At 58.9% G+C, this 26270-nt stretch carries 34 protein-coding genes and 1 pseudogene; 21 read left to right on the plus strand and 14 right to left on the minus strand.

The genetic code is table 11. The features are described from left to right. Positions 1 to 87: 87 nt before the first annotated feature. On the plus strand, positions 88 to 702 hold the full coding sequence (locus tag A7P95_RS12285) for a hypothetical protein (protein WP_067589484.1): 615 nt from the start codon (positions 88 to 90) through the stop codon (positions 700 to 702). Here A7P95_RS12285 and A7P95_RS11390 read toward each other — a convergent pair. The 6 genes from A7P95_RS11390 to A7P95_RS00405 all read right to left on the minus strand — a co-directional run bounded on the left by A7P95_RS11390 (position 682) and on the right by A7P95_RS00405 (position 4678). Beyond that, positions 682 to 843: a hypothetical protein gene (locus tag A7P95_RS11390; protein WP_156503438.1), complete on the minus strand. Its 162-nt coding sequence runs from the start codon at positions 841 to 843 to the stop codon at positions 682 to 684. The two genes, A7P95_RS12285 and A7P95_RS11390, sit on opposite strands and share 21 nt — an antisense overlap. Beyond that, positions 840 to 1463 carry a DUF4184 family protein gene (locus A7P95_RS00390; RefSeq protein ID WP_245636532.1) on the minus strand — a complete coding sequence of 208 codons (624 nt, stop codon included), beginning with the start codon at positions 1461 to 1463 and terminating at the stop codon, positions 840 to 842. The genes A7P95_RS11390 and A7P95_RS00390 overlap by 4 nt, the downstream gene beginning before the upstream one ends. Next, complete coding sequence (locus A7P95_RS12070) at positions 1388 to 1672, minus strand: DUF4184 family protein (protein WP_245636533.1); 285 nt, start codon at positions 1670 to 1672, stop codon at positions 1388 to 1390. Before A7P95_RS12070 ends, A7P95_RS00390 begins: the two co-directional genes overlap by 76 nt. A 128-nt stretch (positions 1673 to 1800) precedes the next feature. Further along, a complete protein-coding gene (gene purB, locus A7P95_RS00395; RefSeq protein ID WP_067589487.1) occupies positions 1801 to 3168 on the minus strand; it encodes an adenylosuccinate lyase in 1368 nt (455 codons plus the stop codon). Positions 3169 to 3206: 38 nt separating this feature from the next. Then, positions 3207 to 3863: a DsbA family protein gene (locus tag A7P95_RS00400; protein ID WP_067589490.1), complete on the minus strand. Its 657-nt coding sequence runs from the start codon at positions 3861 to 3863 to the stop codon at positions 3207 to 3209. A 158-nt stretch (positions 3864 to 4021) separates the two neighbouring features. Next, on the minus strand, positions 4022 to 4678 hold the full coding sequence (locus tag A7P95_RS00405; RefSeq protein WP_067589493.1) for a 4'-phosphopantetheinyl transferase family protein: 657 nt from the start codon (positions 4676 to 4678) through the stop codon (positions 4022 to 4024). Positions 4679 to 4775: 97 nt separating this feature from the next. On the opposite strand from A7P95_RS00405, the gene A7P95_RS00410 reads away from it, so the two are divergent. Further along, positions 4776 to 5330, plus strand: a complete 555-nt coding sequence (locus tag A7P95_RS00410) for a hypothetical protein (protein ID WP_067589496.1) — start codon at positions 4776 to 4778, stop codon at positions 5328 to 5330. 66 nt (positions 5331 to 5396) lie between these two features. On the opposite strand, the gene A7P95_RS00415 is transcribed toward A7P95_RS00410, so the two are convergent. Both A7P95_RS00415 and A7P95_RS11395 read right to left on the minus strand, forming a co-directional pair. Further along, a complete protein-coding gene (locus A7P95_RS00415; RefSeq protein WP_067589500.1) occupies positions 5397 to 6275 on the minus strand; it encodes a hypothetical protein in 879 nt (292 codons plus the stop codon). A gap of 21 nt (positions 6276 to 6296) precedes the next feature. Then, on the minus strand, positions 6297 to 6449 hold the full coding sequence (locus A7P95_RS11395) for a hypothetical protein (protein WP_156503440.1): 153 nt from the start codon (positions 6447 to 6449) through the stop codon (positions 6297 to 6299). An 84-nt stretch (positions 6450 to 6533) separates the two neighbouring features. Here A7P95_RS11395 and A7P95_RS12530 point away from each other — a divergent pair. From A7P95_RS12530 to A7P95_RS11400, 4 genes and pseudogenes are all read left to right on the plus strand, one after another. Continuing rightward, a pseudogene (locus A7P95_RS12530) lies at positions 6534 to 7235 on the plus strand (glycosyltransferase family 2 protein); the annotation flags it as partial. Then, positions 7218 to 8192 carry a lysophospholipid acyltransferase family protein gene (locus A7P95_RS12535; protein ID WP_067589600.1) on the plus strand — a complete coding sequence of 325 codons (975 nt, stop codon included), beginning with the start codon at positions 7218 to 7220 and terminating at the stop codon, positions 8190 to 8192. The pseudogene A7P95_RS12530 and the gene A7P95_RS12535, both read left to right, overlap by 18 nt. Beyond that, positions 8185 to 8631, plus strand: coding sequence for an acyl-CoA thioesterase (locus tag A7P95_RS00425; protein ID WP_067589503.1), 447 nt, complete (start codon positions 8185 to 8187; stop codon positions 8629 to 8631). Before A7P95_RS12535 ends, A7P95_RS00425 begins: the two co-directional genes overlap by 8 nt. A 187-nt stretch (positions 8632 to 8818) precedes the next feature. Continuing rightward, positions 8819 to 8980 (plus strand): hypothetical protein, encoded by a 162-nt coding sequence (locus A7P95_RS11400; protein WP_156503441.1) that lies wholly within the window; start codon positions 8819 to 8821, stop codon positions 8978 to 8980. Positions 8981 to 9074: 94 nt separating this feature from the next. On the opposite strand, the gene A7P95_RS00430 is transcribed toward A7P95_RS11400, so the two are convergent. Next, complete coding sequence (locus tag A7P95_RS00430; protein ID WP_067589506.1) at positions 9075 to 9893, minus strand: XRE family transcriptional regulator; 819 nt, start codon at positions 9891 to 9893, stop codon at positions 9075 to 9077. A 205-nt stretch (positions 9894 to 10098) separates the two neighbouring features. Here A7P95_RS00430 and A7P95_RS00435 point away from each other — a divergent pair, with 205 nt between their 5' ends. The 11 genes from A7P95_RS00435 (at position 10099) to A7P95_RS00480 (ending at position 17507) form a co-directional block, all read left to right on the plus strand. Next, positions 10099 to 10377, plus strand: a complete 279-nt coding sequence (locus tag A7P95_RS00435; RefSeq protein ID WP_067589509.1) for a helix-turn-helix domain-containing protein — start codon at positions 10099 to 10101, stop codon at positions 10375 to 10377. A 65-nt stretch (positions 10378 to 10442) separates the two neighbouring features. Further along, positions 10443 to 10586 (plus strand): hypothetical protein, encoded by a 144-nt coding sequence (locus A7P95_RS11885; RefSeq protein ID WP_179945883.1) that lies wholly within the window; start codon positions 10443 to 10445, stop codon positions 10584 to 10586. Then, entirely contained in the window at positions 10576 to 10908 is a 333-nt protein-coding gene (locus A7P95_RS00440) for a phage GP46 family protein (RefSeq protein WP_067589512.1), read from the plus strand. Before A7P95_RS11885 ends, A7P95_RS00440 begins: the two co-directional genes overlap by 11 nt. Further along, positions 10905 to 11960, plus strand: coding sequence for a baseplate J/gp47 family protein (locus A7P95_RS00445; RefSeq protein WP_067589514.1), 1056 nt, complete (start codon positions 10905 to 10907; stop codon positions 11958 to 11960). The genes A7P95_RS00440 and A7P95_RS00445 overlap by 4 nt, the downstream gene beginning before the upstream one ends. Beyond that, complete coding sequence (locus A7P95_RS00450; RefSeq protein WP_245636534.1) at positions 11957 to 12385, plus strand: putative phage tail protein; 429 nt, start codon at positions 11957 to 11959, stop codon at positions 12383 to 12385. Before A7P95_RS00445 ends, A7P95_RS00450 begins: the two co-directional genes overlap by 4 nt. A 49-nt stretch (positions 12386 to 12434) precedes the next feature. Next, on the plus strand, positions 12435 to 13046 hold the full coding sequence (locus A7P95_RS00455) for an NAD(P)H-dependent oxidoreductase (protein WP_218916344.1): 612 nt from the start codon (positions 12435 to 12437) through the stop codon (positions 13044 to 13046). Positions 13047 to 13349: 303 nt separating this feature from the next. Then, the gene (locus A7P95_RS00460) at positions 13350 to 14132 is read left to right on the plus strand and encodes a PhzF family phenazine biosynthesis protein (protein WP_179945884.1); all 783 of its coding nucleotides are present in this window, start codon (positions 13350 to 13352) and stop codon (positions 14130 to 14132) included. Between the two features lie 91 nt (positions 14133 to 14223). Beyond that, entirely contained in the window at positions 14224 to 14817 is a 594-nt protein-coding gene (locus tag A7P95_RS00465; RefSeq protein WP_067589517.1) for a LolA family protein, read from the plus strand. A 319-nt stretch (positions 14818 to 15136) separates the two neighbouring features. Continuing rightward, positions 15137 to 15913: a ribonuclease III gene (gene rnc, locus A7P95_RS00470; RefSeq protein ID WP_067589609.1), complete on the plus strand. Its 777-nt coding sequence runs from the start codon at positions 15137 to 15139 to the stop codon at positions 15911 to 15913. A gap of 216 nt (positions 15914 to 16129) precedes the next feature. Further along, complete coding sequence (era, locus tag A7P95_RS00475; RefSeq protein ID WP_067589520.1) at positions 16130 to 17041, plus strand: GTPase Era; 912 nt, start codon at positions 16130 to 16132, stop codon at positions 17039 to 17041. A 118-nt stretch (positions 17042 to 17159) separates the two neighbouring features. Then, on the plus strand, positions 17160 to 17507 hold the full coding sequence (locus A7P95_RS00480; protein WP_067589523.1) for a DUF4298 domain-containing protein: 348 nt from the start codon (positions 17160 to 17162) through the stop codon (positions 17505 to 17507). An 89-nt stretch (positions 17508 to 17596) separates the two neighbouring features. Here A7P95_RS00480 and A7P95_RS00485 read toward each other — a convergent pair whose 3' ends face one another. The 5 genes from A7P95_RS00485 to A7P95_RS00500 form a co-directional block, all read right to left on the minus strand. After that, positions 17597 to 18460: a DUF808 domain-containing protein gene (locus A7P95_RS00485; RefSeq protein WP_067589526.1), complete on the minus strand. Its 864-nt coding sequence runs from the start codon at positions 18458 to 18460 to the stop codon at positions 17597 to 17599. A gap of 159 nt (positions 18461 to 18619) precedes the next feature. Continuing rightward, positions 18620 to 18742 carry a hypothetical protein gene (locus A7P95_RS12290; protein ID WP_255593053.1) on the minus strand — a complete coding sequence of 41 codons (123 nt, stop codon included), beginning with the start codon at positions 18740 to 18742 and terminating at the stop codon, positions 18620 to 18622. 21 nt (positions 18743 to 18763) lie between these two features. After that, positions 18764 to 19594 (minus strand): CorC family transporter, encoded by an 831-nt coding sequence (locus tag A7P95_RS00490; RefSeq protein WP_067589527.1) that lies wholly within the window; start codon positions 19592 to 19594, stop codon positions 18764 to 18766. Between the two features lies 1 nt (position 19595). Further along, a complete protein-coding gene (ybeY, locus tag A7P95_RS00495; RefSeq protein WP_067589528.1) occupies positions 19596 to 20126 on the minus strand; it encodes an rRNA maturation RNase YbeY in 531 nt (176 codons plus the stop codon). Positions 20127 to 20252: 126 nt separating this feature from the next. After that, positions 20253 to 21011, minus strand: a complete 759-nt coding sequence (locus tag A7P95_RS00500; RefSeq protein WP_156503442.1) for a hypothetical protein — start codon at positions 21009 to 21011, stop codon at positions 20253 to 20255. A gap of 281 nt (positions 21012 to 21292) precedes the next feature. Between A7P95_RS00500 and A7P95_RS00505 the strand changes: the two genes are divergently transcribed. From A7P95_RS00505 to fabA, 4 genes are all read left to right on the plus strand, one after another. Continuing rightward, positions 21293 to 24139, plus strand: coding sequence for a valine--tRNA ligase (locus A7P95_RS00505; RefSeq protein WP_067589533.1), 2847 nt, complete (start codon positions 21293 to 21295; stop codon positions 24137 to 24139). Positions 24140 to 24208: 69 nt separating this feature from the next. Further along, positions 24209 to 24451 (plus strand): enterochelin ABC transporter, encoded by a 243-nt coding sequence (locus A7P95_RS00510; protein ID WP_067589536.1) that lies wholly within the window; start codon positions 24209 to 24211, stop codon positions 24449 to 24451. 77 nt (positions 24452 to 24528) lie between these two features. Further along, entirely contained in the window at positions 24529 to 25392 is an 864-nt protein-coding gene (locus A7P95_RS00515) for an arginase family protein (RefSeq protein ID WP_082890659.1), read from the plus strand. A 333-nt stretch (positions 25393 to 25725) separates the two neighbouring features. Then, positions 25726 to 26250, plus strand: coding sequence for a 3-hydroxyacyl-[acyl-carrier-protein] dehydratase FabA (gene fabA, locus A7P95_RS00520; RefSeq protein ID WP_067589539.1), 525 nt, complete (start codon positions 25726 to 25728; stop codon positions 26248 to 26250). Positions 26251 to 26270 lie beyond the last annotated feature (20 nt).

Genomic DNA, 26270 nt, shown 5'->3' on the forward strand with positions numbered 1-26270 from the left:
AAACCCCGCCCAAGCTTTCAGCCAACCCCGCTTGCGTGTAAGATGTGTGCCGGTTTCACACAACGGCAGAAAACGGACACCCACCCCATGCAAGGCAAACCCGACTGGAAAAAATACCGCCAACAGGCCGCAGAAAAGCTGCGCCGGCTCAAGCAGAAACCGCAGCTGCTGGCCGCCGCCGCCATTTTTTCAGGTAGCCTTCTGCTCGCCATCGGCCTTTTGGCCGGCAACGGCGGCAAACAGCAGGCCCCCGCGCCCCGACCCGCCCCGCAGGCCTCCGCACCCGCCGAAACGACGGCAGAGGGCGGCATCGCCACCGTATCCGCCCCCATTGATTTGGTTACCCCCGAAGTGGCCGACGACCACGCCATCGACGACCCGCTCACCGCCGCCGAAGCCAACCCCGAGCCCGAACACGCCCTGCCCCCCGCCACCGCGCAAAGCATGAACCCCGCCTGCGAAAGCTATTTCCAACGCGCCCGCGCCTGCTTCCGCCGCGCCCCCGAAGACCAGGCCGAAGCCCTGCTGCAATCGCTCGAAGCCACCCGCGGCGACCTCGCCCAGCTCGACGCCGAAGGCTGCGAAGTGGTAAACCGCCAGTTTGGCGAGATGGTGCAACAAATGGGCTGCGAGAAAACCCAAGCCGAAGCCAAACCCGACGAACACAAATCCCCCGGCGCCTCAGCCCCGCGCGCCCGATAAATCAAGGCTACCTGAAAATTTTAGCTTCGCAGAAACTTCGCTGTGCTCGTTTTGGCGAAACTCGCTGTGCTTGTTTTTGCTGCGCAGAAACTCACTGCGTTCGTTTTCAGGTAGCCTTTTCTCATGCCGTTCACCGTTCAACCGGCCTTCCCCAACGCCAACCGCAGCACACACCACGCCGTAAACCCCAGCACCGCGCAATCAATCAGGCGGATCACCTGCGTGGCCGCATGCGCCAGCGGCACCGGCGCAGCAACCTGCCACGCCGCAAAACCGAGCAGCGACAGCCCCGCGCAAGCCGCCCAAAAACCGCACTTCTGCGCTGCATTGCGGGGCGAACGGTATGGCCGGCGCCGCGCGGCACACAACACAAACAGCAGGCAGGCCGCCACACCGAGCAGGCCGCCGCCGTATTGCAGCCATTTAAACAGCGGCAGGGCCAGCACCGGCTGGCGCAGCAGCGTGAAGTGCTGCACAAACCAACCGGTCGGGTGCGTGAACGCATCGAGCAGCAGATGGGTGGCCATGCCGAACAGCGCGCTGAGCACAAACGCCACGGGGCGCGCGCCTTCGGGCTGGAAACTGAAACGCCAGCCGCCCTGCCCGTTTGGGCGAAACTCGCTACGCTCATTTTTGCTGCGCAGAAACTCACTGCGTTCGTTTTCAGGTAGCCTCATTTCGGCATTCAGGCAGTTTGGCAGAAAATCGCGCAGGGCATCGCGCCACAGAGCGAGATACAGCCAATACACGGCAAGGCGCACAGCGCCAGGTTTGGCCACAGCATATCGGCCAAACCGTGCCCGCCCGCCACCGCCCGCCCGTGCAGGAAATACACGAAATCCGGCGACAGGCTGCCGATCACCAGCGCGGGAAAATGGCAGCGGCGGCAGCGAGCAAGGGGCAGCACGGCAACAGGATGGGCAAGGGTGAAAGGCATGGCGTGGGCAAATCCGGATGGGGGGAGCGGCATTGTAACGCAGCTTGAAGCGGCAGACTTGAGCATGCCTGCCCATTTTGCCGAATACCAAAAGGCTACCTGAAAAATGGTTCGACCCTTTTTCAGGTAGCCTATTTTCTTGCCGCGCTATCGGCCGGCCGTTAAATCCGTTTGGCCAGCTCTTCTGCTTTGCCGGTGTAGCGCGCGGGGGTGAGGGCGAGCAGTTGGGCTTTGGCTTCTGCGGGGATGGCGAGGCCTTGGATGAAGCTTTGCAGGGATTCGGGGGTGATGCCGTGTTTGCCGCGGGTGAGATCTTTGAGCTGCTCGTAGGCATGGGGCACGGCGTAGCGGCGCATCACGGTTTGGATGGGCTCGGCCAAAAGCTCCCAGGTGGCGTTGAGATCGGCCTGCATGGCTTCGGGGTTGGCTTCGAGCTTGTTCAGGCCGCGCAGGTGGGCGGCCCAGCCGAGCAGGGTGTAGCCGGCACCCACGCCCATATTGCGCAATACGGTGCTGTCGGTGAGGTCGCGCTGCCAGCGGGACACGGGCAGTTTTTCGGCCATGAAGCCGAGCAGGGCGTTGGCGGTGCCGAGGTTGCCTTCGGAGTTTTCAAAGTCGATGGGGTTTACTTTGTGCGGCATGGTGGAGGAGCCCACTTCGCCGGCTTTCACTTTTTGTTTGAAGTAGCCTAGGGAGATGTAGCCCCACACGTCGCGGTTGAAGTCGATGAGGATGGTGTTGATGCGGCCGAGGGTTTGGAAGAATTCGGCCATGTAGTCGTGCGGCTCGATTTGAATGGTGTAGGGGTTGAAGCTGAGGCCGAGGGATTGCTCCACAAAGCGGCGGCAGTGGGCTTCCCAATCCATATCGGGATAGGCGGCGAGGTGGGCGTTGTAGTTGCCCACGGCGCCGTTGATTTTGCCCAAGAATTCTTGTTTTTCCAGCTGGGTGGTTTGGCGTTGCAGGCGGGCGAGCACGTTGGCGATTTCTTTGCCCAGGGTGCTGGGGGTGGCGGGCTGGCCGTGGGTGCGGCTCATCATGGGCACGGCGGCCAGGCTGTGCGCCATCTGGCGCAGTTTGGCGGCGATTTCGGCCAGCTTGGGCAGCAGCACGGCATCGCGGGCTTCGCGCAGCATCAGGGCGTGGGAGAGGTTGTTGATGTCTTCGCTGGTGCAGGCGAAATGGATGAATTCGTTTGCTTTTTGAATTTCAGGTAGCCCTTCGAAGCGCTGTTTGAGCCAGTATTCCACGGCTTTTACGTCGTGGTTGGTGGTGGCTTCGATGGCTTTCACTTCGGCAGCGTGCTCGGGCGAGAAGCCGGCGATCACGGCATCGATTTCGGCCAGCGTGGCGGCGGAAAAGGGCGGCACTTCGCCAATCTCGGGCGCGGCGGCTAGGGCTTTGAGCCATTCGAGCTCCACGCGCACGCGAGCGCGGATGAGGCCGTATTCGGAAAAAATCGGGCGCAGGGCTTCAACGGCAGCGGCATAGCGGCCGTCGAGCGGGGAGAGGGCGAGCAGGGCAGACATGGCGGATTCCTATAATGGGCAATAAAAACGGCGGTATTCTACCCGAAAAGCGCGGCCTCATGCTTGGCCTGATTCTGCCGCCCAAGCGCCCAGATGCACAGCAGCATGGTCTGCATTGCGGTAGAGGATACTCTGCTAGGCAGCGCCCTGACCCCGTGCGCAGTGTGTACCAGCAGCTGCGGCACGCCTTGCAGGCCGTATTGCTGCATCAGTTTTTGCGCAGCAGCGCAGCGTTCGGCGGTGAGCGCGGCGGTGTCTGACTCATCCAAAAGCCGGGCAGCGGCGGACAGCCCCAGCGCATTCAATACGGTGCGGACCACGGCCGGGTCGGCAGTGTTTTGGCCGTTTTGATAACGCACCTGCTGCAACGCGGAGAGCGCGGCCAATTCTTGATCCGGCGCAGTTTGCCCTACGGCGGTTAATGCCAGCAGCATGGGCTGGGAATCGAAGGGCAGGTTGGAATACAGCAGGTTTTGCTGGTAAGCAGGGCTGAATATCGCGCCAGTCAGCTTGGCGATGCGTTGGTCATTTTCCCAGGCATAGGTGGAAAATTCGGTATCCATGTGCCGATTGCCGTGTGCAAACAGGCCGGTGGGGCAGAGGCGCACTTCGTGCTTGGCGGCAATTTGCCTGATGGCGGGCGCAGCGCCGTAGCACCAGCCGCAGAGCGGGTCAAAGAGATAATCAATCTGCATGGTTTCTCCATTGATGGGAATAGGAAGGCCGCAGATTATAGGCGGGTCGGTCGGGCGCAAACAGCATACAGGGGTTAAGCTTGTTTTTCTTGTGGGGAAAACACGGTTTACAGTTTTAACTTCGCCGAAACTAGCGCCTTCAGGCAGCCTGTTGCCGCTCAGGCAAATGCATACAGCAAACGCCGCTCCGCCGCCCGAACCGCGCCGAAGCCCCACCATTCCAGCTCCGCCTCCACCTCCCACGGCCACACCGCCGCGCACGCCCATTCCCCGCCCAGCAGAAACGCCGCGCCGCGCCAGCGCCGCCCGATGGCGCAGAGCCGCCAGTTTCCCTCCCCGCCTTGCCGCCGCAGCCCCACCTGCGGCAAATCCGCCAGCGCCTGCCCCGTGGCTTTGAGCAGCGCCTCTTTCAGCGCCCACAGCGCATAACGGCTCGCCAAACCGGCATGCCCTTGCAGCCACGCCGCCTCATCCGCATGCAGCACCCAATCCGGCCAGCCGCCGAAATCGCGCGCCCGCAGCCGCTCCAAATCCGCGCCCACGGCAAAATCGGCAGAAGGCACCGCCAGCAGCGCATGGCCGCCGCTGTGGCTGAGGCTACCTGAAAAATTCAAGCTGCCCAAACACCCCGCTGCCGCCGCCTGCTGCTTGAGGAAACGGCTGGTTTGCCAGCCCTTTTGCGCCGCACGCGCGGGGTGGCGCAGTAAATGCACGCGGTCGGCCTCATCCAGCAATGCGGCGCGATAATGTTCGGCACAATCGGGCGCGGCCAGATAAAGGCAGATGCGCCGGGCGGCGCTCGGGCGGGTAGGCATTTTTGCGGTTTTCCAATATACTGTTAAATCAAGTGAACCTGCTGAATTATAGCGGATTCGGTTTGCACCTTTCTCCACCATGCAAAAGGAAGCCAATATGAAACACCGCCACATCCTGCTCGCGGCCGCCATGGCCGCCGTTTTCGGCCTGGCCGGCTGCACCAACAACCGCGCGCCCGACGACGGCAGAAGCCAAAGCCCGCGCCAGAGCGACAGCCGCGCCGCCGCCCACGGCAACGCGCAAACCACCGGCCGCGTGTGCCGCCTCTTGCGCGACGACGACCCCAACCGCGGCGGCCGCAAAGTGGTGTACCGCTGCAACGGCCGCGCCGTGCTCGCCTCCAGCGAAGCCAAAAGCCTGCTCAACCCGAGCGTGCCCGTGAGCTTCGGCGCCGGCGGCCGCACCGTGCGGGCCAACCTCACCACCCGCCAGGCCGCCAATGCCTCCAACAAATCCGACGAAGCCGCCTGCGAACGCGCCTTCATCAACGCCGCCCACAAATTCCAAGAAACCGCCCAAGGCCGCGGCGCCAATCGCGTGAGCAACTTCCATAGCTACTACAACCGCCAAATCCTGCGCGGCGGGCAGTATGACTGCGAAGTGGGCACCTTCCACGCCCGCGTGGTGATGCGCGGCGATATTGCCCGCTGATTGGCGCGAGGCAAGTAAAAGGCTACCTGAAAAAGTTTTCAGGTAGCCTTTTGAACGGTTGCCGCGTTATTGCCGAGCTTCCGGTTTGAATGCTGGTGAGATCAAAACTTTTTTAACAAATGTACTGGCTCGTAGTTCATATGAATTTTCCTCCGGGCATCTATCTCCCCTGCCCCAAGGGTTCGGATTTTGCTCAAGTTTAGAATACCCTAGTGCCGGCACAAATACATACATCGTTTTCTCAGCCATTAACTCATCAGTTTTAGTGTCAATTACCTTGATGGTTGTTCCGGCTATCCAATGTTTGCGGTTTTCCCAGGAAACATCGTTCTCATAGGTAACGGCATAGCGGGCTGGATGTCGCGGATTAGTTTCTTGATCAAACGGTTTAGCATATCTAGACCAGTTACCGCTGTAACGAATAATCGAGCCGTCTTTTTGTAAAACATCAACATTGTCATAGTGGACAGAAGAATAATATGGCAAAAAACTGGCAACATATTCTTCCCGCTTTGATTCGCTTTCTATCGCCGCATCCTCCCACATCTGGTCTTTCCGCGGGTTGTAGAAGCTGTCTTGATATTTCTCGTCATCCCCGCGCACTTTCAGCAGCAGGATGCCGTCCACATCCTCGGCGGTGCGGTAGATCTTCTCGCCGGCGTTTCGGCAGAGTTGGTCGAAGCGGGCTTTGGCGGGCTCGTAGCGTTGGCGCCATTCGGCTTCTTCCGCTGCGGCTTCCTGCCTCTCCTGCATTTTTTCTACCTGCCCTACCGCATAAAGCAGCCCGGCCACAACTAGCCCAGGCAGAAATATTAACTGCGGATTTTTATTAAATAATTTGGGGTTTATCTGATAACAGGCAAAACTCACGGCCACGATCAGCAATATTATCCCGCCCCAATGAAGCAGGTTATAAACAAAGAGGAAATCCTGTTCAGTAAACATGAATATTTGATTTACCTAAAATTAATGATAAATCCTACCTGAAAACGGCGTGCAGGCATAGCCCGGGCGGGATTGTTGTGCCGCCAAACCGCCCAGCGCCAATCCAATCACGCTGCCATTGGCAGAAGGGGAAAAGGCTACCTGAAAATCCGCCCACGCATTTGGATGGCGCATCCGCTTCATTCCGCCGTGCGGATTTTCAGGTAGCCCTTCCCCCTTTTTGCTAAAATCCCGCTTTTCCCCCGCCCCGCCTTTTCCATGAAACTCCTCGCCGTTATCCCGCACTACCGCCACCTCGGCACGCTGCCGCAGGTGGTGGCTGCGCTGCGCGGTTGCGGCCTGCCCGTGCTGGTGGTGGACGACGGCTCGGGCGAAGACTGCCGCGCGGGCTTGGAAGCCTTGCAGGGCGAAGGCGTGCAGGTGGCGTTCCGGCCGGCAAACGGCGGCAAGGGCAGCGCGATGAAGTGGGGCTTCAAGCTGGCGGCGCAGCAGGGTTTCAGCCATGTGTTGCAGATGGATGCCGACGCGCAGCACAGTTTTGCCGACATCCCGCGTTTTGTCGAAGCCGCGCAGGCGCAGCCGCAGGCGGTGGTGTGCGGGCGGCCGGTGTACGGCGGCGACGTGCCCAAATCGCGCCTCTACGGCCGCAAAATCACCGATTTTTGGAACGTGCTGCACACTTGGTCGCGCGACATCCAAGACGGCATGTGCGGCTTCCGCGTGTATCCGCTGGCCGCCGTGCTGCCCCTCCAATACGGCGGCGGCGGCATCGGCGAACGCATGGATTTCGACAACGAAATCCTGGTGCGCCTGCATTGGGCGGGCACGCCCTTCGTGTGGCTCGACACGCCGATACGCTATGCGGCAGACGGCATCTCGCACTTCAATCTGCGCCGCGATAACCTGCTCATCAGCAAAATGCACGCCCGCCTGTTTTGCGGCATGCTCGCCCGCCGTTTCGGCAAGCTTTTCAGACGGCCTCAAGCGGCGCAATCCGCCCACTGGTCGGCACAGCGCGAACGCGGCAGCCGCCCCTTCCTCCAGCTCACCGCATGGCTGGTGCGCTACCTGCCGCTGCCGCTGGTGCACATCATCGCCGCCATCGTGCCCGCCTATTTCTACCTCACCTCCGCCGCCCAACGCCGCAGCGTGCGCCAATATCAGGGCTACCTGAAAACCAGTTTCCCCGCCGCGCCGCTGCCCGCGCGTTTTGCCGAATACCGCCAGTTTGCCGCCTTCGGCCAGGCCGTGGCCGACCGCTTCGCCGTGTGGCGGCACAAAATCACCGTGCCGGATTTGGTGGTGGAAGACCCCGACAACCTCTACGCCGACGTGGACAACCACAGCGCGCGCGGCCAAATCCTCATCTGCTCGCACTTGGGCAACATCGAAGTGTGCCGCGCCCTCGTGTCGCACCACCAAGGCTTCAAGCTCAACGTGCTGGTGCACAACGCCCACGCCGAAGATTTCAACCGCGCCCTCAAAGCCGCCGGCGCCAGCGATTTGCAGCTCATCCAAGTGGCCGAACTCGACGCCGCCAAAATGCTGCAACTCTCGCACAAGCTCGACGCGGGCGAATGGCTGGCCATCGCCGCCGACCGCACCCCCGTGCGCGGCAACAAAACCGTGCCCGTGCAATTCCTCGGCCACACCGCCCATCTGCCGCAAGGCCCCTGGCTCCTGGCCGGCCTCTTGCGCGCGCCCACCAACACCGTATTCGTATTGAAAGAACGCGGCCGCTATCATCTATGCCTCAAGCGTTTCCAGGTAGCCCCAAGCTGGACGGCCGCCACACGCAAACAAGTGATTGCCGATATGGCGCAACAATACGCAAACACCCTCGCCGCCCACGCCGCCCGCGCCCCGCTGCAATGGTTCAACTTCTACGATTTTTGGAACAACCCCGAACATGGCTAAACACATCTACTGCCGCCACAGCACCGAGCTGGAAGTGCCCTTTTTCGACGTGGACGTGATGCAGATCGTCTGGCACGGCCACTACGTGAAATACCTCGAAATCGCCCGCTGCGCCTTCCTCGACGCACTGGGCTACAACTACACCGTGATGCTGGCGCACGGCTGCGCCTGGCCCGTGGTCAAGCTCGACCTCAAATACATCCGCCCCGCCCGCTTCGGCCAGAAAATCCGCGTGAACATGGCCATGACCGAATACGAAAGCTGCCTGCGCCTCAGCTACACCCTGCGCGACGCCGAAAGCGGCGACAAGCTCACCCAAGCGGGCACCACGCAAGTCGCCCAACGCCTCGACAACGGCGAAATGCTGTTCCAAACCCCGGAAAGCTGGCAGGAAGCCGTGCGGCGGTTTGAAGGGTTTGCGCCGTTGGCGAAGGATTGAGGCTACCTGAAAAACAGGCCGTCTGAATTGGTTTTCAGGCGGCTTTTGCCTTTTCAGGTAGCCCTTCCACGCCCGCCACATTATTCACGCCTGCTTAATAACTGCTTAAGCCCGCAGCGGATTATCCGCCGCCTGCCCGCCGTGTATAATGGCCGCTCTCTCCCACTTGCCAACCAAGGAAACCGTCATGGCCAAAATCCTCGTTATCTCCGCCCACCAAAATGTGGGGAGGTGGTTATTTTTGCACTGGGATGACCGGAGGCAAAAAACGGCGGAAAACTTTACTGGGTGCGGATTTGAGCGAAGCTGGTGCAAGAAAAAACTTGCACCAGCTTTTGCTTTGGATTGATAAAAAATGCGTTATCTTTTGCACCGGAATGAGCAGGGATTAAACGCTTTTAAAACGGAATTTAAGCAGCTATGGTTTATCGTGAGGCGGAGCATTAAAGAGCACGGCCAAGCCAAACCACTTTGCCGATAATAGACACACTACTGCTGGTGGCATCTCCGTTTTCCAGCGGCACCGTGAACGGCTGATACTCCTGATTGGCACTGGTGATCAATAAAGAATCAGGCAGGCGTTGAACGCGTTTGACAAAAGTCTCGTTGCCGATGCGCAAGGCATACAGACCATCAGAGGCTTCGGTTTGACTATGATCCACCAAGATGGCGTCTTTATCATTTAGCACGCCAACCATACTATCCCCTTTAACCATAACCACCGTCAGTGTGGAAAAATCAGATGTAATGTAACTTTCCAGCCAATCACGACGGAAGGTGAGGCATGATTTTGGGCGGTCATTGTCCACCCAGGCCCCCTGCCCGGCAGACACAGATACATCATAAAAGGGGATAAAGACAAACTCATCAATATCTACAACGTCCCCATTCACATTAAGCGGATGCGTGCCGCCCATCCGGCTAATACGCCGAGCTTCTTTCAAGCCTTTTACTATTTGATTGGTTTTATCCAACTGTTCTTGCAATATCCGTTGGCCTTCTTCCTGTTCCAGCCCACCGGAAATTTTCTGCTCACCTTCTAAACTGGGAGAACCTTGCCCCGTAGCCAGCCATAGCAGATTCACTTGGGCAGCATCGGCAATCTTAATTAAGTTGGTGGTGCTGGGCTCCGCTCCCTCTTTTACCCATTTAGTGGCCGTAGGGTATGCCACATCCACTCTTCTAGCTAGCTCCGAGATGCTACCGAGCCTCTTGGCGACTATCTCCATTCTCTTCGCAAACTCAACGTTAAAGTTTTCCATACGAAGACTAACCTCAACCTATAAATAACTATAACGTTAATCTTAAAATATTATATCCTTGAAATCATATATTTATAACCAAAACTAAAGAATTTTCTAAAATTTTAAGTTTAACGCTATAAATTCTACTTGCTAATTTTAAGTTTAACGCTATAATACCTACATCTAGTCAATTCCCCAACTGACAAAAAATAGGTATCTCAAAATGAAAAAAAATACAGCTCAAAAAGCAACACCGGAGCTTTTGGATTGGCACCGTGCAGACATCATCGCTGCCTTGAAAAAACAGGGTTGGTCTATCCGCGCACTGGCGGCACAAGCCAACGTGCATCCGACAACTCTTTACAGCGCACTAGTCAAACCTTATCCGAAAAGTGAACGGGTTATTGCTGATGCGTTGGGCATGAAGCCCGAGCAAATCTGGCCGCAACGCTATGCGGCACGCAATTTCCAACCGGTACTACGTCGTGCAGTGAATGCATAAATGTATTGTACGGATAAAAGGCTAAAAAATCACTAATTTAAATTCTCGATTGATGAATTTTTACTATGAGAACCCTCAAGAGACAGGCGAAAGCCACCTCACTAGACCACGCGATTGAGCTGGCCAAGCGCCATGCCAAAGAGCATGGCCGACCTTCCAAGGTGATGGCCGACCTGATGGGTGCAGAGCTGAAAACCTATTACCGCTGACTACCTCCCCAACCAATCCGCACAAGGGATTGAAAACGAAGTCTATGTGCGGCTGGTCACGCCTTTGGGCAGCTACTGGGCCGAGCCTGCGCTGGGCAGCCGCTTGCACGAATTGCGCCGCATGAAAGACCTGCCGCGCATCGCCGTGCTGGCCAAACAGTATGCCGAGCAGGCCTTGCAGCCGGTATTGGATGCGGGGCGCGCCCGCCGCATCGGCGTGGCCGCTTCCTTTGTGCGGCGCGGCTGGCTGCGGCTGGATATTGAGGCGGAGGACATGAGCGGGCGTAATTTAAGTTTAATCCACGAGGTGCGGCTGGCATGAAAACCAAAAACTTTGAGCAACTGCGCGATGACTACCTGCGCGATTTGAGCAACCAGCAGCCCGCCGCCCACACCCACCCCGGCAGCGACAACCACGCCCGTGCCACCGCCTTGGCCGCGCTGGCCGAGGGGCAATACCAGCATCAGGAGTGGATTTTGCGGCAGGTGTTTGCCGATACGGCGGATGCCGCCTATTTGGAGCGGCATTGCGCCATGTACCGCATTTGGCGCAAACCCGCCGCCGCGGCCGCGGGCAGCATCCGTATCAGCGGCGCGCCCAATACCGTGCTGCCTGCCGGGCTGGTGGCGCAAGTGGGCGACACCGCCTACCAGACTTCCGCCGCCGGCCAAACCGACGGCCGCGGGCAGGCGCAGCTTGCCTGCCACTGTTTGAGCACCGGCGCCGCCGGCAACCAGCCGGATAACACCCCGGCCCAGCTGCAAAGCCCGCCTGCCGGCATCGAGGCCGATGCCGTGCTCACCAGTATGGTGGGTGGCACCGATATTGAGAGCGATGCCGCGCTGTTAGATAGGCTGCTCGCCCGCTTGCGCCAGCCGCCCGCCGGCGGCAACGCCTACGACTATTACCGCTGGGCGATGGCTGTGCCGGGGGTGGAGGCCGCCTTTGTGTATCCGCTGCGCCGCGGCCTAGGCACGGTGGACGTGGCCATCCTCACCGCTTCTGGCCTGCCTTCGCCCGAGGTGGTGCGCGCCGTGCAGCAGTATATCGACGCGCGCCGCCCGGTCACCGCCAAAAACGTGCAGGTGATGGTGCCGCAGCGCGTGGCGCTTAATGTGTCGGTGCGCGTATCGCTGGCCGAGGGCTACACCTTGGCCGCGGTCAAAGAGGCCGCCGCGCGCGCCCTGTCGGCCTATTTCGCCGGCATTAAGCCGGGCGACACCGTGTACAAAAGCCAGCTTGAGGCGCTCATCAGCGACACCGCCGGCATCCGCGACCGCGTGCTTGACAGCCCGGCCGCCAACCAAAGCGCCGCCATCACACCGCATATCCAATGGCTGGCGCTGGGCAGCTTTGAGATGAGCACGCTATGACCTACACCGACCTGCTCCCCCTCTACTACCCGCCCGTGAGTTACGACGTGCGCGCCACCTGTCAGGCCGCCGAACGGCAGGCGGAAGCCGCCATGCTCGACGGCGTGCAGGCGCAGTCGGCGCAGGTATTGGCCGCCGCTTATGCCCCCACCGCCGGCGGCGACATCACGCGCTGGGAGCGCCTGCTCGGCCTCAACCCGCCGCAGCCCGACAACTACGCCCGCCGCGTGGCCGACGTGCTGGCCAAACTCAACGAGACCGGCGGCTTAAGCATCCCGTATTTCGTCGGCTTGGCTGCCGCCGCTGGCTACACCATCACTATCAGCGAGCCGCAGCCCTTCCGCGCGGGCATCAACCGCGCCGGCGACCGCCTCGCCCGCGAAGACATCATGTGGGTGTGTGGGTGGACGTGGCGCCGCTTCTAAAAGCATAAGATAATCCCCGTTTAACAGACCATTAAACGGGGATAAATCAGTGCAAAAGCTGCTACAATTTCCTACGCGGCGGCGGTGCAAAAGCTACTGCCAATTCGGGCAAAAGCTGCCGCCGCCTTACAAAAACCTCGAACATTCCGTCAGCAACCGCCTGATTCTGGAAGAACTGGACAAACACTTCGGCGGCCAAGCCAGCGTGCGCCGCCTCTCCGAGCTCTACCCCGATTTCAACATCGACGTGGCCGCGGAGCAGGCCGCGCTGGTGGATGCCGACATCGTGCTGCTGCAATACCCCACCTACTGGTTCAACACCCCCGCCATCCTGAAAAAATGGCTGGATGACGTGTGGACCTACGGCTTCGCCTACGGCACCGGCGGCGACAAACTGCACGGCAAAAAGCTGTTCGTTTCCACCACCATCGGCTCAGGCAAGGAAAATTATGACGGCAATATCGCGCCGCTGGTTGCCGATTTGGTGAAACCCGTGGAAGCCTCGGCCCTGTATTCCGGCTTCGACTGGCAGGGCGTGGAGCCGCTCTACGGCCAGCTCTACATCCCCGGCGTGAACAGCGAAGAAGATTTGGCGCGCGTGCAGCAGAAAGCCCGTGACCACGCCGCCAAGCTCATCGCCAAAATCGAAAAACTGGCTTAAAGGCTATAGCGAATCAAATTGGCTTTCGATACGAGGCAGCGAGCCGCAGACAGTACAGGAGTACGGCAAGGCGAGCTAACGCTGTAGCGAAAGTTTAGTTGATTCGCGATACCTGAAAAAAGGCCGTCTGAATTGAATTTCAGACGGCTTTGGTATTTTTAGGTAGCCTTTCGGCCGATAAGCCGCCGCGCAAGATTTTGGGTGTAGAATACCGCCAAGCCCTGCCACAAACCCGCTATACTGCACGCCGCCCATCCTGAAACAGGCTGCCTACAAGGCCATCTGAAACACCGAAAAACTGCTATGCAAACCATCAAACAATACACCGTAGATGCCTTTACCGACCGCGTGTTCGGCGGCAATCCCGCCGCCGTCTGCGTGGCGGACGCATTCCCTTCCGAAGATTTGATGCGCAATATCGCCAAGGAAAACAACCTTTCCGAAACCGCCTTCGTCGTACCGCAAGGCGACGCCTTCGCCCTGCGCTGGTTCACGCCCGAATGTGAAATCGACCTGTGCGGACACGCCACGCTCGCCACCGCCTTCGTGATCGACCGTTTCGTCGCCCCGAGCCGTGCCACGCTCGATTTTCACACCCGCAGCGGCATCCTGCGCGTGCGCAAACAGGGCGGCCGCTTCGCCATGGATTTCCCCGCCTTCGCACTGGAAAAAATCGACATTCCCGCCCATATCGGCAACGTTTTGGGCATCGTTCCCCAAGAGGCATATTTGGGGCGGGACTTGCTGTGCGTGTTTGAAGACGAAGCGCAAATCCGCGCCGCTCAGCCCGACTTTGCCGCCATGCTCGGCTTAGACGGCGTGCTGCTGCACATCACCGCACCGGGCAAAGACTACGACTGCGTTTCCCGCTCCTTCGCCCCGAAGCACGGCGTAAACGAAGACCCCGTCTGCGGCTCGGGGCACTGCCATATCTTCCCCTACTGGGCAGAAAGGCTGGGTAAATCCGAACTTGTCGGCCATCAGGCATCCAAACGCGGCGGCGTGCTGCACGGCCAGGTGGGCGGCGGGCGCGTCGTCCTCAGCGGCTCGGCAGTTTTGTTCGCACAATCAGAAATCTTCGTCTGAACTGCTTCGCCCGTAGGCCGGGCATTTATGCCCGACAATCCGTCTGAAAACGTAAATTGCCACACAATCAAAACCCACCCCAAGCAAACCGATGAAAAAATTCCTCCTCCTCCTCTTCTCCCTCGCCGCCCTGCCCGCGCTCGCCTTCAACACCGCCGAGCTCACCGCCCAACTGCAAGCCCCGCAAAGCGTGCAGGGCAGCTTCACCCAGCAGCGTTTCCTGCGCTCGCTCGACAAACCCGTGCAAACCGGCGGCCGCTTCGCCCTGCGCCCCGGGCGCGGCCTGTTTTGGCACCTGCAAAAGCCGTTTGACATGAAACTGCGCGTGCGCCGCGACGGCATCACCCGCCAAGACGCGCAAGGGCAGTGGCGCAGCAACGGCAGCCAAACCGCGCAGGCCGCGCAAGTGAAACTCTTCATGGCCGTGCTCGGCGGCGACACCGCCGAACTGCAACGCCACTTCAACCTCACCCTCTCCGGCACCCCGCAGCAATGGCGGCTCACCCTCACGCCAAAAACCGCCGTGATGCGGCAAGTGTTCAACCAAATCGTCATCAGCGGCGGCCAGCTCGTGCACAAAGTGGAGCTCGACGAAAAACAGGGCGACCGCACTGTGATGCAATTCAGCCAACTGCAAACCAACCAGCCGCTCAGCCCCGCCGCCCGACAGGCCTTGGGGGAATAAGCGCGGCCGCCCTGTTTTTTCTGCCGCGCGCATAGCCGCTTTGTGGAAGCTGCGTTTTCGCTTCGCGGAAACTTGTTTTTCAGGTAGCCTTCATCCGCAAAAGGCTACCTGAAAAACAGAGCGCATCGCCGGAAATGCCGGATACCCATCCCCATTTTTCAGGTAGCCCCCCGCCCAGCGCCGAGGCTACCTGAAAAGTATCGTGGATAAAATTTCAACCGAAGCAAGGCAGCAAGGCGTGCCAACGCCGCAGCAGTTTCAATTTAACTCGCCCTATCCGCCCCAGCCCCGCCGCCAAACGCTATATAATCCCACCATCATGACCAAACCCGCCCGCCCCCGCAAAAATTCCAGCCCCAAGCCCGACCCGCGCCGCCAGCAGGCGCTCGCCGCCCTCCAGCAGCAGCTCGGCCACCTCTTCGGCAACCCCCGCCTGCTCGAGCAGGCCCTCACCCACCGCAGCCACAGCGCCCGCAACAACGAACGCTTCGAATTCGTTGGCGACGCCATCCTCGATTACAGCGTGGCCAAAATGCTGTTCGATGCCTTCCCCGACTACAGCGAAGGTGAGCTCTCCCGCCTGCGCGCCAACCTGGTGAACCAAGACGTGCTCGCCGAAATCGCCCGCGGCATGGGCGTGGGCGACGCCCTCTATCTGGGCATAGGCGAACTCAAAAGCGGCGGCTTCGACCGCCCCTCCATCCTCGCCGACGCCGTGGAAGCCCTGCTCGCCGCCATCAGCTTCGATGCCGACTTCGCCGCCGCCGAAGCCGCCGTGCGCCGCCTGTTTGCCCGCCGCATCGCCACCATCGACTTAAGCAACCAAGGCAAAGATCCGAAAACCCTGCTGCAAGAAGCCCTGCAAGCCCGCCACCTGCCCCTGCCCAAATACCGCATCGAGCACCAAGAAGGCGAAGGCAGCGACGCCCGCTTCTACATCGCCTGCGACCTAGGCGAGCTAGCGCACATCACCTACGCCCGCGCCCCCAGCCGCCGCGCCGCCGAACAGGCCGCCGCCAAAGAAGCCTTGAATTGGCTGCAACAGCAGCACCCGCTGCCCGCCAAGCCGAAAAAACCGCGCAAACCGCAGGCCTGATCCCGCGCCGTTTGCGCCCATGCAAATAAACCTCATCGGCGGGATTTACCGATACAAAACGGCATGTTATATATAGCGCCCGTTTCAACCAAATCAATAAAGCCTCGCCGCTGGCATGAAATTTTGGCTTCGCAGAAACTTCGCTGCGCTGCGTTTTCAGGTAGCCCCTTGTTGCGAGTAAAGGCTACCTGAAAATCTATCCAACTGAAAGAACACATGAATTTAGAAAACTTCCCTTCCAGCCCCCGCCCCGATTTCCGCTGCGGCTTCGTGGCCATCGTGGGGCGGCCGAACGTGGGCAAATCCACGCTGATGAACCACCTCATCGGCCAAAAAATCAGCATCACCAGCAAAAAAGCCCAAACCACGCGCCACAAAATCACCGGCGTTTACACCGACGACGGCGCCCAATTCATCTTTGTGGATACCCCCGGCTTCCAAACCAGCCACCGTAACGCGCTCAATGACCGCCTCAACCAAAACGTAACCGAAGCCATCGGCGGCGTGGATGCCGTGGCCTTCGTGGTGGAAGCCATGCGCTTTGGCGAGGCCGACCGCCAGGTGCTGCGCCTACTGCCGAAAAGCCGGCCCGTGGTGTTGGTGGTGAACAAAATCGACCGTGCCAAAAGCAAGGCCGAACTGGACGGATTTATCGAAACCGTGCGCCAAGAATTTGATTTTGCCGGCGTGGAAGCCGTGAGCGCCAAACACGGCCTGCGCATCGGCGAACTGCTTGCCCAGCTGCGCCCCTTCCTGCCGCCCGGCCCGCCGCTCTACCCCGAAGACGCGGTAACCGACCGCTCCGGTCGCTTCCTGGCCGCCGAAATCGTGCGCGAAAAGCTGTTCCGCCACCTCGGCGAAGAGCTGCCCTACGCCGTAAACGTGGCCGTGGAGCAGTTTGAAGAGGAAGACGGGCTCTACCGCATCTATATCGCCGTGCTGGTGGACAAAGACGGCCAGAAAGCCATCATCATCGGCAAAGGCGGCGAAAAGCTGAAAAAAATCTCCACCGAAGCACGGCTGGATATGGAAAAATTGTTCGGCACCAAAGTGTTTCTCAAAGTGTGGGTGAAAGTGAAATCCGGCTGGGCAGACGACGTGCGCTTTTTGCGCGAATTCGGTATGTAGCCCGGCCTTGGCCGCAATATTTTTGCTTAGCATAACCCCAGCCTGGCTATGCCGAGCATCGTTTTAACTTCATTGAGGCTACGCTTTCAGGTAGCCTCTTCCCCCTCCGGAGAACACCATGCCCCAAACCGCCCAACAACGCATCAACCACATCCAAGCCCGCTACCGCGAATGGCAGCGCCTCCTGCCCGAGCTGGAAGCCGCCCAGGCGCAATGGCGACAGGCCATGCAGATTCTGCACGAGCTGGCCGATTTCTACGAAAACGAATACGGCGAAATCCATCAGGCCATCGAAGAAGGCTTGGAAGTGTCGCTGCACACCGAAGGCGAATACAGCATCATGAGCGAAGACGCCCTGTGGAACGCCTTGCAGGAACATTATGATTTATCGTGGTTTTGGCTGCGCGCCGCCACTCGCGAGCTCGACCCGCAGCATGGGGAAACGGGCGAGGCTGAAACCGAATAAAGGCTACAACGCCGATGCCCGATGCATGAAAATGATAAAGGCTACCTGAAAATTTCAGGTAGCCTTTTTATTGCGCAAACAGCCGCCGCTCAACCCCGCCGTTTCGCCCACAGCTTCATCAGCGGCAGCACCACCGCGCAGGCAACGGCGCCCACGGCCAGGCCGATGAGCAGCGAGGCGAGCGTGCCGGGGAGGCCGCCGTCCCAGTGGCGTGCGTGCAGCCAGTGGTGCAGCGCGCCCCAGTTGTGGGCGAAAATGCCGCCGCCCACGAGGAACATGGCCAGCGTGCCCACGATGCTGATGCCGCGCATAAACCACGGCATAAACAGGATGATGGCCTTGCCCGCCGCCGCGGTGGCCGGGCGGCGCATCAGCGCCAGACCGAAATCGTCGGCCTTCACAATCAGCGCCACGATGCCGTACACCAGCACGGTGAGCCCGATGCCGATTAAGAGCAGGGTAACAATCTGCGTGGTGAGCGAAGACTCGGCCACCACGCCCAGCGCGATGATGACGATTTCGGCGGAGAGGATGAAATCGGTGCGGATGGCGCCTTTGATTTTGGCGTTTTCGTCCACGATTTCGTCGGGCACGGTGTGCCCGGTGCCTTCGTGGCGGTGCAAGAATTTGTGCAGCAGTTTTTCCACGCCTTCGAAACACAGGTAGCCGCCGCCGAACATCAAGAGCGGGGTTATCAGCGCAGGGGCAAACACGGAGAGCAGCAGCGCGGCGGGAATCAGGATCAGCTTGTTCACCAGCGAGCCCTTAGCCACCGCCCACACGATGGGCAGTTCGCGGTCGGCGCGCACGCCGGTAACCTGGTTGGCATTGAGCGCCAAATCGTCGCCCACCACGCCGGCGGTTTTTTTGGCGGCCACTTTAGACATCAGCGCCACGTCGTCGAGCACGGACACGATGTCGTCGAGCAGGGTGAGGAGGGAGGAAAAAGCCATGTGGAATCCTTGAGATAAGTTTTTCAGGTAGCCTTTGCGGCGTATAGCGGAAGGCTACCTGAAAATTATTGTCTTGTTTTTAGGTGTGTGGAAACTGGAATACGGCGGCATTATACGGGCGCGGGCAAGGCAAAGGCTACCTGAAAAATAAAGCCAAAATCAGAGGCTACCTGAAAACTCTGCGGCGGAATTGCGCTTTGCGTTTTCAGGTAGCCTTTTATAGTGGATGAACAAAAACCAGTACGGCGCTGCCTCGCCTTGCCCTGATTTTTGTTCATCCACTATATCACCCAAGCGGCAGCACTAAGTTTTCGCCTTCACCGCCATCAGCGTGTGCAGCCGGCGGCTGTCGGCGCGCGCCACGGTGAATTGCAAGGGGCCGATAACGGCCTTTTCGCCGCGCACGGGCAGGTGGCCGAGCTCTTTGATCACCAGCCCGCCGATGGTGTTCACTTCTTCGTCGCTGTAATCGGTGCCGAAAAATTCGTTTACGTCTTCGATTTCGGTAACGGCGTTGATGCGCCAGCGGTCGGGGGAAACGGCGAAGATGTTGTCGGCGCTGTCGTCTTCGTCGAATTCGTCTTCGATGTCGCCCAGAATCTGCTCGATTACGTCTTCCAGCGTTACCAGGCCGCTGATGCTGCCGTATTCGTCCACCACCACGGCGAGGTGATTGTGCATATCGCGGAATTCTTTGAGCAATATGTTCAAAGGCTTGCCTTCGGGCACGAACACGGCGGGGCGCAATACGTTTTCGAGCTTGAACTGTTCGGGATTGAGGGTGTATTTGAGCAGGTCTTTGGCGTGGAGGATGCCGAGCACGTTGTCTTTGTCGTCGGCAATCACGGGGAAGCGGGAATGGGTGGTGCCCACCACATAGGCGATGATGCGGCTCACGCTGTCGCCGGCCTTCACCACATCCATTTGGGCGCGGCTGATCATGGCGTCGCGCACTTCCAGGCCGCGGAAATCGATGATTTTTTCCAGCCACTGCTGGGTGTCTTCATCGAAAATTTTCTGTTCGCGCGCTTGGCGCAGCAGCGCCAATACGTCTTCGGGGGAATCTGGGCTGTCGCCGGCGAGGCGGCCGAATAACCGCTCGAAAAATCCGGGCTTGGCCGGGCTCTCTTCCATTTCAGTCTGCATCCTGTGCGTAGGGGTTGGGGTATCCTAACTGATTCATCAGGCGGATTTCAAGGCTTTCCATCTCTTCGGCTTCGGCGGGGCTGATGTGGTCGTAGCCCATCAGGTGCAGCACGCCGTGCAGGGTGAGGTGGGCGAAATGGGCTTCCAGGGTTTTGCCTTGCTCGGCGGCTTCGCGCGCCACCACTTGCGGGCAGATGATGAGGTCGCCGTGCAGGGCGGGAGGCAGGCTACCTGAAAACCCGGCCAAGGCTGCCTGTTCACCTTCGTCGAGCGCGAAACTGAGCACGTTGGTGGCGTAGTCTTTTTGGCGGTAGTCGCGGTTGTAGGCGCGGGCGGCGACTTCGTCTAAGAGCAAGAGGCTGATTTCGGCGCGGCGGTAGTGCGATTTCACGGCCTGCCATGCCCAGCGGCGGAATTGGGCTTCGCCCGGGCTGCCCGTCAGGCGGGCTTGGTCTTCAAAATGCAATTGGAGGCGCTGGCGCAGCAGGGCGGGAAAGGGGTAGCGTTTGGCGGTTTTCATGGTTTGCAAAATGGGAAATAAGCGGGCGGTATTATAGCGGGAAAGGCTACCTGAAAAATCTGTTTCTGGTTTTCAGGTAGCCTCTGCGGCAGTGGGCTTGCTTGCCCTGCCGCTAAATATAGCACGCTAGCATTCCGCCGCTTCCTCCGCCTGCTGCAAGGCGGCAGCCAGTTGGGCTTTTTCCGATTTATCCAAGCCTGTCACCGACACCAGCTTCCTATCCAGCGCCACCGGCACGCCGCCGCCATGGGGCAGGAAGGCTAGCAGGTACACCTGCCCGCTGCGGCCTTCAAATGTCCAGGCGCCGTTGTCTTTTTTGCCGAAGCCGAGGCCGATTTTGCGGGTTTGCCCTTCGATTTCGGCTTGATATACCGCGTCTTTGCCCGCATTGCCAATGTGTAGGCAGGGCACGGCGGCCAGCTGCCAGGGCTGTGCTTCGGGGCAGTTGATGGCGTCCAAAATCCGGCGGTAACGCGGCACGCGCACCAACACAACATAAAATGCGGCGCCAATCATAAACAGCCCCAGCCCGCCAAACAGCAGCACGCCCACGCTGCGGTTGCCCACCTTTTCCACCGCCACATCCAGCGTGAGGCGCGAAGGATCATTGGCATCGGCCAGCGCGCGGGCGTAAATATCGCCGCCGGTGCCGAAAAAGCTAAAGGATTTTTCCACCGTGCGGCCGCGGTGCGTGATGGTGGTGTTGCAGCTGGTGAAGATGGCTTTGCGGATGGTGCATTCGCCGTCGATCCGCGCGTTTACCGGCACGGCGTGTTGGCCGATTTGGTAGTCTTGATAGATTTCGGCGGCGGTATAGCCCTGCCACACGGCAAACACCACGCCCACCGGCAGCATCAGCAGCAGCGCCACCAAAGCCATCGTCATCGGCCGGTTCGGCCCGATCGCATTTTGAAGGGCTTAACTGGCATGGGAAAAGGCAGGATGTGCATGATGGGTCTCCTCGGGCAAATAAGCGGTACTATAAAAGAAGCCGCTGAAATTTGCCAACTCAGCGCAAAAGCCAGCCGAAAAACGAGCTCCAACACCGCTAAAGATGCCTGCCAAGATTTTCAGGTAGCCTTCCCTGCCCGCCCCGGGCTACCTGAAAACTGCCCGCTTCCACTATAATTCGCCCTTTCCGCTAATATTTTTCAGGTAGCCCCAGAATGCTCGACAAATACAATCCCGCCGAACTCGAATCCAAACACTATCAAAACTGGGAAGCGAAAGGCTATTTCCAGCCCGATATGGATTTGACCAAACCGTCTTTCTCCATCCAACTGCCGCCGCCCAACGTAACCGGCACGCTGCACATGGGCCATGCCTTCAACCAAACCATCATGGACGGTCTGACCCGCTACTACCGCATGAAAGGCTGCAATACCGCCTGGATTCCCGGTACCGACCACGCGGGCATCGCCACGCAAATCGTAGTCGAGCGTCAGCTTGCCGCGCAAAACGTGTCCCGTCATGATTTGGGGCGCGAAAAATTCTTGGAAAAAGTGTGGGAATGGAAAGAAGTGTCCGGCGGCACGATTACGCAGCAGATGCGCCGTGTGGGCTGCTCCGCCGACTGGACGCGCGAGTATTTCACGATGGACGACGTGCGCGCCGAAACCGTTACCGAAGTGTTTGTGAAACTGTTTGAGCAGGGCTTGATTTATCGCGGCAAACGCCTGGTGAACTGGGACCCGGTATTGGGTACGGCAGTGTCTGATTTGGAAGTGGAAAGCGTGGAAGAACAAGGCTCTATGTGGCACATCCGCTATCCGCTGGCGGACAATCCCGCCGAAGCCGTCATCGTTGCCACCACCCGCCCCGAAACGCTGCTGGGCGACGTTGCCGTTGCCGTCAATCCCGAAGACGAACGTTATACTCACTTAATCGGCAAAGAACTAATCCTGCCGCTGACCGGCCGCACCATCCCCGTTATCGCCGACGAATACGTCGAAAAAGACTTCGGCACAGGCTGCGTAAAAATCACGCCCGCGCACGACTTCAACGACTACGAAGTCGGCAAACGCCACGACACGCACCTAATTAACGTGTTCGATTTGGAAGCCAAAGTGCTGGCAAACGCCGAAGTGTTCAATTTCAAAGGCGAAGCGCAACAAGGCTTTGCCCTGCCTGAACAATACGCAGGCTTGGACCGTTTTGCTGCGCGCAAACAAATGGTTGCCGATTTGCAGGAACAAGGCTACCTGAAAGAAATCAAACCGCACACGCTGATGACGCCGAAAGGCGACCGCACAGGTTCGGTAATTGAGCCGATGCTGACCAGTCAATGGTTTGTCGCCATGTCCGCCACGCCCAACGGCGGCGAACCCGACAGCGTATTCAAAGGATTGAGCCTTGCCAACAAAGCCAAAAAAGCCGTCGATAGCGGCGCGGTGCGCTTTATCCCCGAAAACTGGGTCAATACCTACAACCAATGGATGAACAACATCCAAGACTGGTGTATCTCGCGCCAACTGTGGTGGGGGCATCAAATCCCCGCATGGTACGACGAAGAGGGCAACTGCTACGTCGCCCGCAATCAGGCGGAAGCCGAAAAACAGGCAGGCAAAACCGGTTTGACCCGCGAAGAAGACGTATTGGACACATGGTTCTCCTCCGCGCTCGTGCCGTTCTCCACGCTCGGCTGGAAAGACGGCGAACCCGAAACCGACGAACTCAAAGCCTTCCTGCCGTCCAACGTCTTGGTAACCGGCTACGAAATCATCTTCTTCTGGGTGGCGCGCATGATTATGATGACCACCCACTTCACCGGCAAAGTGCCGTTTAAAGACGTCTATATCCACGGCATCGTGCGCGACCACGAAGGCAAAAAAATGTCCAAATCCGAAGGCAACGTCATCGACCCCGTGGATTTGATTGACGGCATCGATTTGGATAACTTGTTGATTAAACGGACAACCGGATTACGCAAACCCGAAACCGCGCCGAAAGTGGAAGAAGCCACCAAAAAACTCTTCCCCGAAGGCATCCCCGGCATGGGTGCGGATGCCTTGCGCTTCACCATGGCGAGCTATGCCAGCTTGGGCCGCAGCGTAAACTTCGACTTCAAACGCGCCGAAGGCTACCGCAACTTCTGCAACAAAATCTGGAACGCCACCAACTTCGTCTTGATGAACACCGAAAACCAAGACTGCGGCTACGGCGCAACCGCCACCGAGCCGCGCGGCTATTCCTTCCCCGATATGTGGATAATAGGTCGTCTGAATCAGACCATCGAGCAAGTAACGCAAGCATACGAAACCTACCGCTTTGATTTAGCAGCGGAAACCATGTACAGCTTCGTGTGGAACGACTATTGCGACTGGTATTTGGAACTTGCCAAAGTGCAGCTCCAAACCGGCTGTGCCAGCCGCCAGCGCGCCACGCGCCATACCTTATTGCGCGTACTCGAAGCCGCCCTGCGCCTGCTGCATCCGATTATCCCGTTCATCACCGAAGAATTGTGGCAAACCGTCGCCCCCATGTGCGACGCCAAAACCGCCGACAGCATCATGCTCGCCCGCTTCCCCGAAGCCGACAGTGAAGCCGTCGTTCAGACGACCTTCGAGCAGATGAACGTGTTGCAGGAATTGATTGGCGCAGTCCGCAACCTGCGCGGCGAAATGGGTATCCAGCCCAACGTCAAAGCCCCGCTGTTTGTCGAAAGCGCGGACGATTTGGCGGACTACCTCAAATACCTGCCGATGATGACCCGACTGACCAAAGCCAACCAAGTGGACAGGCTGCCTGAAAACGAAGACGCACCCGTCGCCGTCGTAAACGGCGCACGCCTGATGCTGAAAGTCGAAATCGACAAAGCCGCCGAAACCGCCCGCTTGGGCAAAGAAGCCGAGAAGCTGCAAAAAGCCCTCGACAAACTCAACGCCAAACTCTCCAAACCCGGCTACACCGAAAAAGCCCCCGCGCACTTGGTGGAAAAAGACAAAACCGATTTGGCGGAGTTGGAAGGGAAGATGGCCAAGCTGCAATCCCAATTGGAAAAGCTGAAAGAATAGGCTCCCGCGCTTGAATGAGGCTACCTGAAAAACAGTTTTCAGGTAACCTCTCTGTCTGCAAACAAAATCATGTCCGACTTTATTGATTTACTTTTAATACTGTTAATGGCAGCCGTGCCCCTGCTGCACCTCTACACCTTCTTCACCGAAGCCCGCCACCTCAACAAATGGCAACCCTGGCAGATTATCGTTATGTTTGCCCTCACCGGCACTTGGTTTATCTACTTCGTCAGCCGCACCGCGCGGATCAAGCTCGGCATCCAGCTGCTGCTGATTGCCGGCATCATCGCCCTCATTTTCCTTTCCCAATAACCCCTGCTTGGAAAAGGCTACCTGAAGCATGAACTTCAACGCAGCCTCAACAAAGCCAAATCCCAACTGGAGAACCCGTGAAAACCATCAGACTACTCTACCCCGACCACCGTGCCGGCGGCTTGGACACCTATTATTTCGGCGCGAATTTGATGACCCACATCCTGCCCGACAACCCCAAGCAGCCCCTGTTCAAAGTGGACATCCCCGCGCCCGACGGCCAACCCCGCCCGCTTGCCGACGGCATTGCCGCCAAAGACGACGTGTTCGCAGGCGTGCGCGCGGCGGCGGACATTCTCGACGCGCAACGTCCCGACAAAATCATCACCATCGGCGGCAACTGCATCGTTTCGCTCGCCCCGTTCGATTACCTGCACGGCGTGTATGCCGCGCGCGGCGAAAGCCTCGGCATCCTGTGGATAGACACCCACCCCGACGTTTCCATTCCCAAAGACGGCTATCCCAACGCCCACGCCATGATTTTGGGCGCACTGCTGGGGCAGCCTGAAAACCCGCTCGCCGACCTGCGCCGCAACCCGCCGTTTGCCGCCAATCAGGTGCTCTATATCGGCTTGCAGGCACTGCACGACTACCAAGCCCGCTATCTCGACAGCATCGGTGTGGACTACAAAATCCAAACCGAAACATTCGTGGACAACGCCGAAATCCAAGCCTTTATGGCGCGGTTCGACCACGTTTTGGTGCATTTGGACATCGACGTGCTGGATGCGAAACGCTTCCATTCCACCTATTTCGCCAATCCCGAACTGGTCGGCGACGGCAGCGGCTCGGGCAGGATGACGCTGGCGGAATTGTCCGACATCCTGCAATTGATTTCGGAATACGGCGACAGCGTCGGCTTTACCGTCGCCGAATACCTGCCGTTCGACGAACACAGGCTGCACGAAATGTTTCAAAAAGTGCGGATTCTGACCGAATAGGCCCCCGCTTAGCAAAGGCTACCTGAAAAATGGTTTTCAGGTAGCCTTTTGCCGTCAGCCCAAGCAACAAACCACACAAACCATGCTGATAGGTTTAGAATACCCGCAAGCCGGCTCCAAACCGGGCAGCGGCTAGGACTCCGCAGGCGGCAGATTGCGCCGCCCGCCGGAATCAAATAGAATGCTTGGTCTAGAGCTAAAGCCTCAATCCGGATTTCCAAAATAAACTTTTGCCAACAAGGCATTGGAAATTCCACCGCTGTGCAAGCACGGCACATTGCCCGGCTTTTCTCCCATTATTTCAAGCTGCCCCGCGCAGCATTAAGGATCACCATGAGCACTTTCGTTCCACAAAACAGCTACACCAAAGAAGAACTCTTAGCCTGCGGGCGCGGCGAATTATTCGGCGAAGGCAACGCCCAGCTGCCGCTGCCCAATATGCTGATGATCGACCGCATTGTGAACATCAACAGCACCGGCGGCAAATACGGCAAAGGCGAAATCATCGCCGAATTGGATATCCACCCCGATTTGTGGTTTTTCGGCTGCCACTTCATCGGCGATCCGGTGATGCCCGGCTGCTTGGGCCTAGACGCCATGTGGCAGCTGGTGGGCTTCTTCCTGGGCTGGACCGGCGCCCCCGGCCGCGGCCGCGCCTTGGGCTGCGCCGAAGTGAAGTTCACCGGCCAAGTGCTGCCCAAACACAAAAAAATCACCTACCACATCCACATGAAGCGCGTGATGAACAGCAAACTGGTGCTGGGCATCGCCGATGCGGAAATGAGTGTGGACGGCCACAAGATTTACGAAGGAAACGGCCTGCGCGTGGGTTTGTTTACCAGCACAGACGATTTCTAGCCCCAATAGGCTACCTGAAA

This window comes from Eikenella longinqua, assembly GCF_001648355.1.
Classification (GTDB): Bacteria; Pseudomonadota; Gammaproteobacteria; order Burkholderiales; family Neisseriaceae; genus Eikenella; species Eikenella longinqua.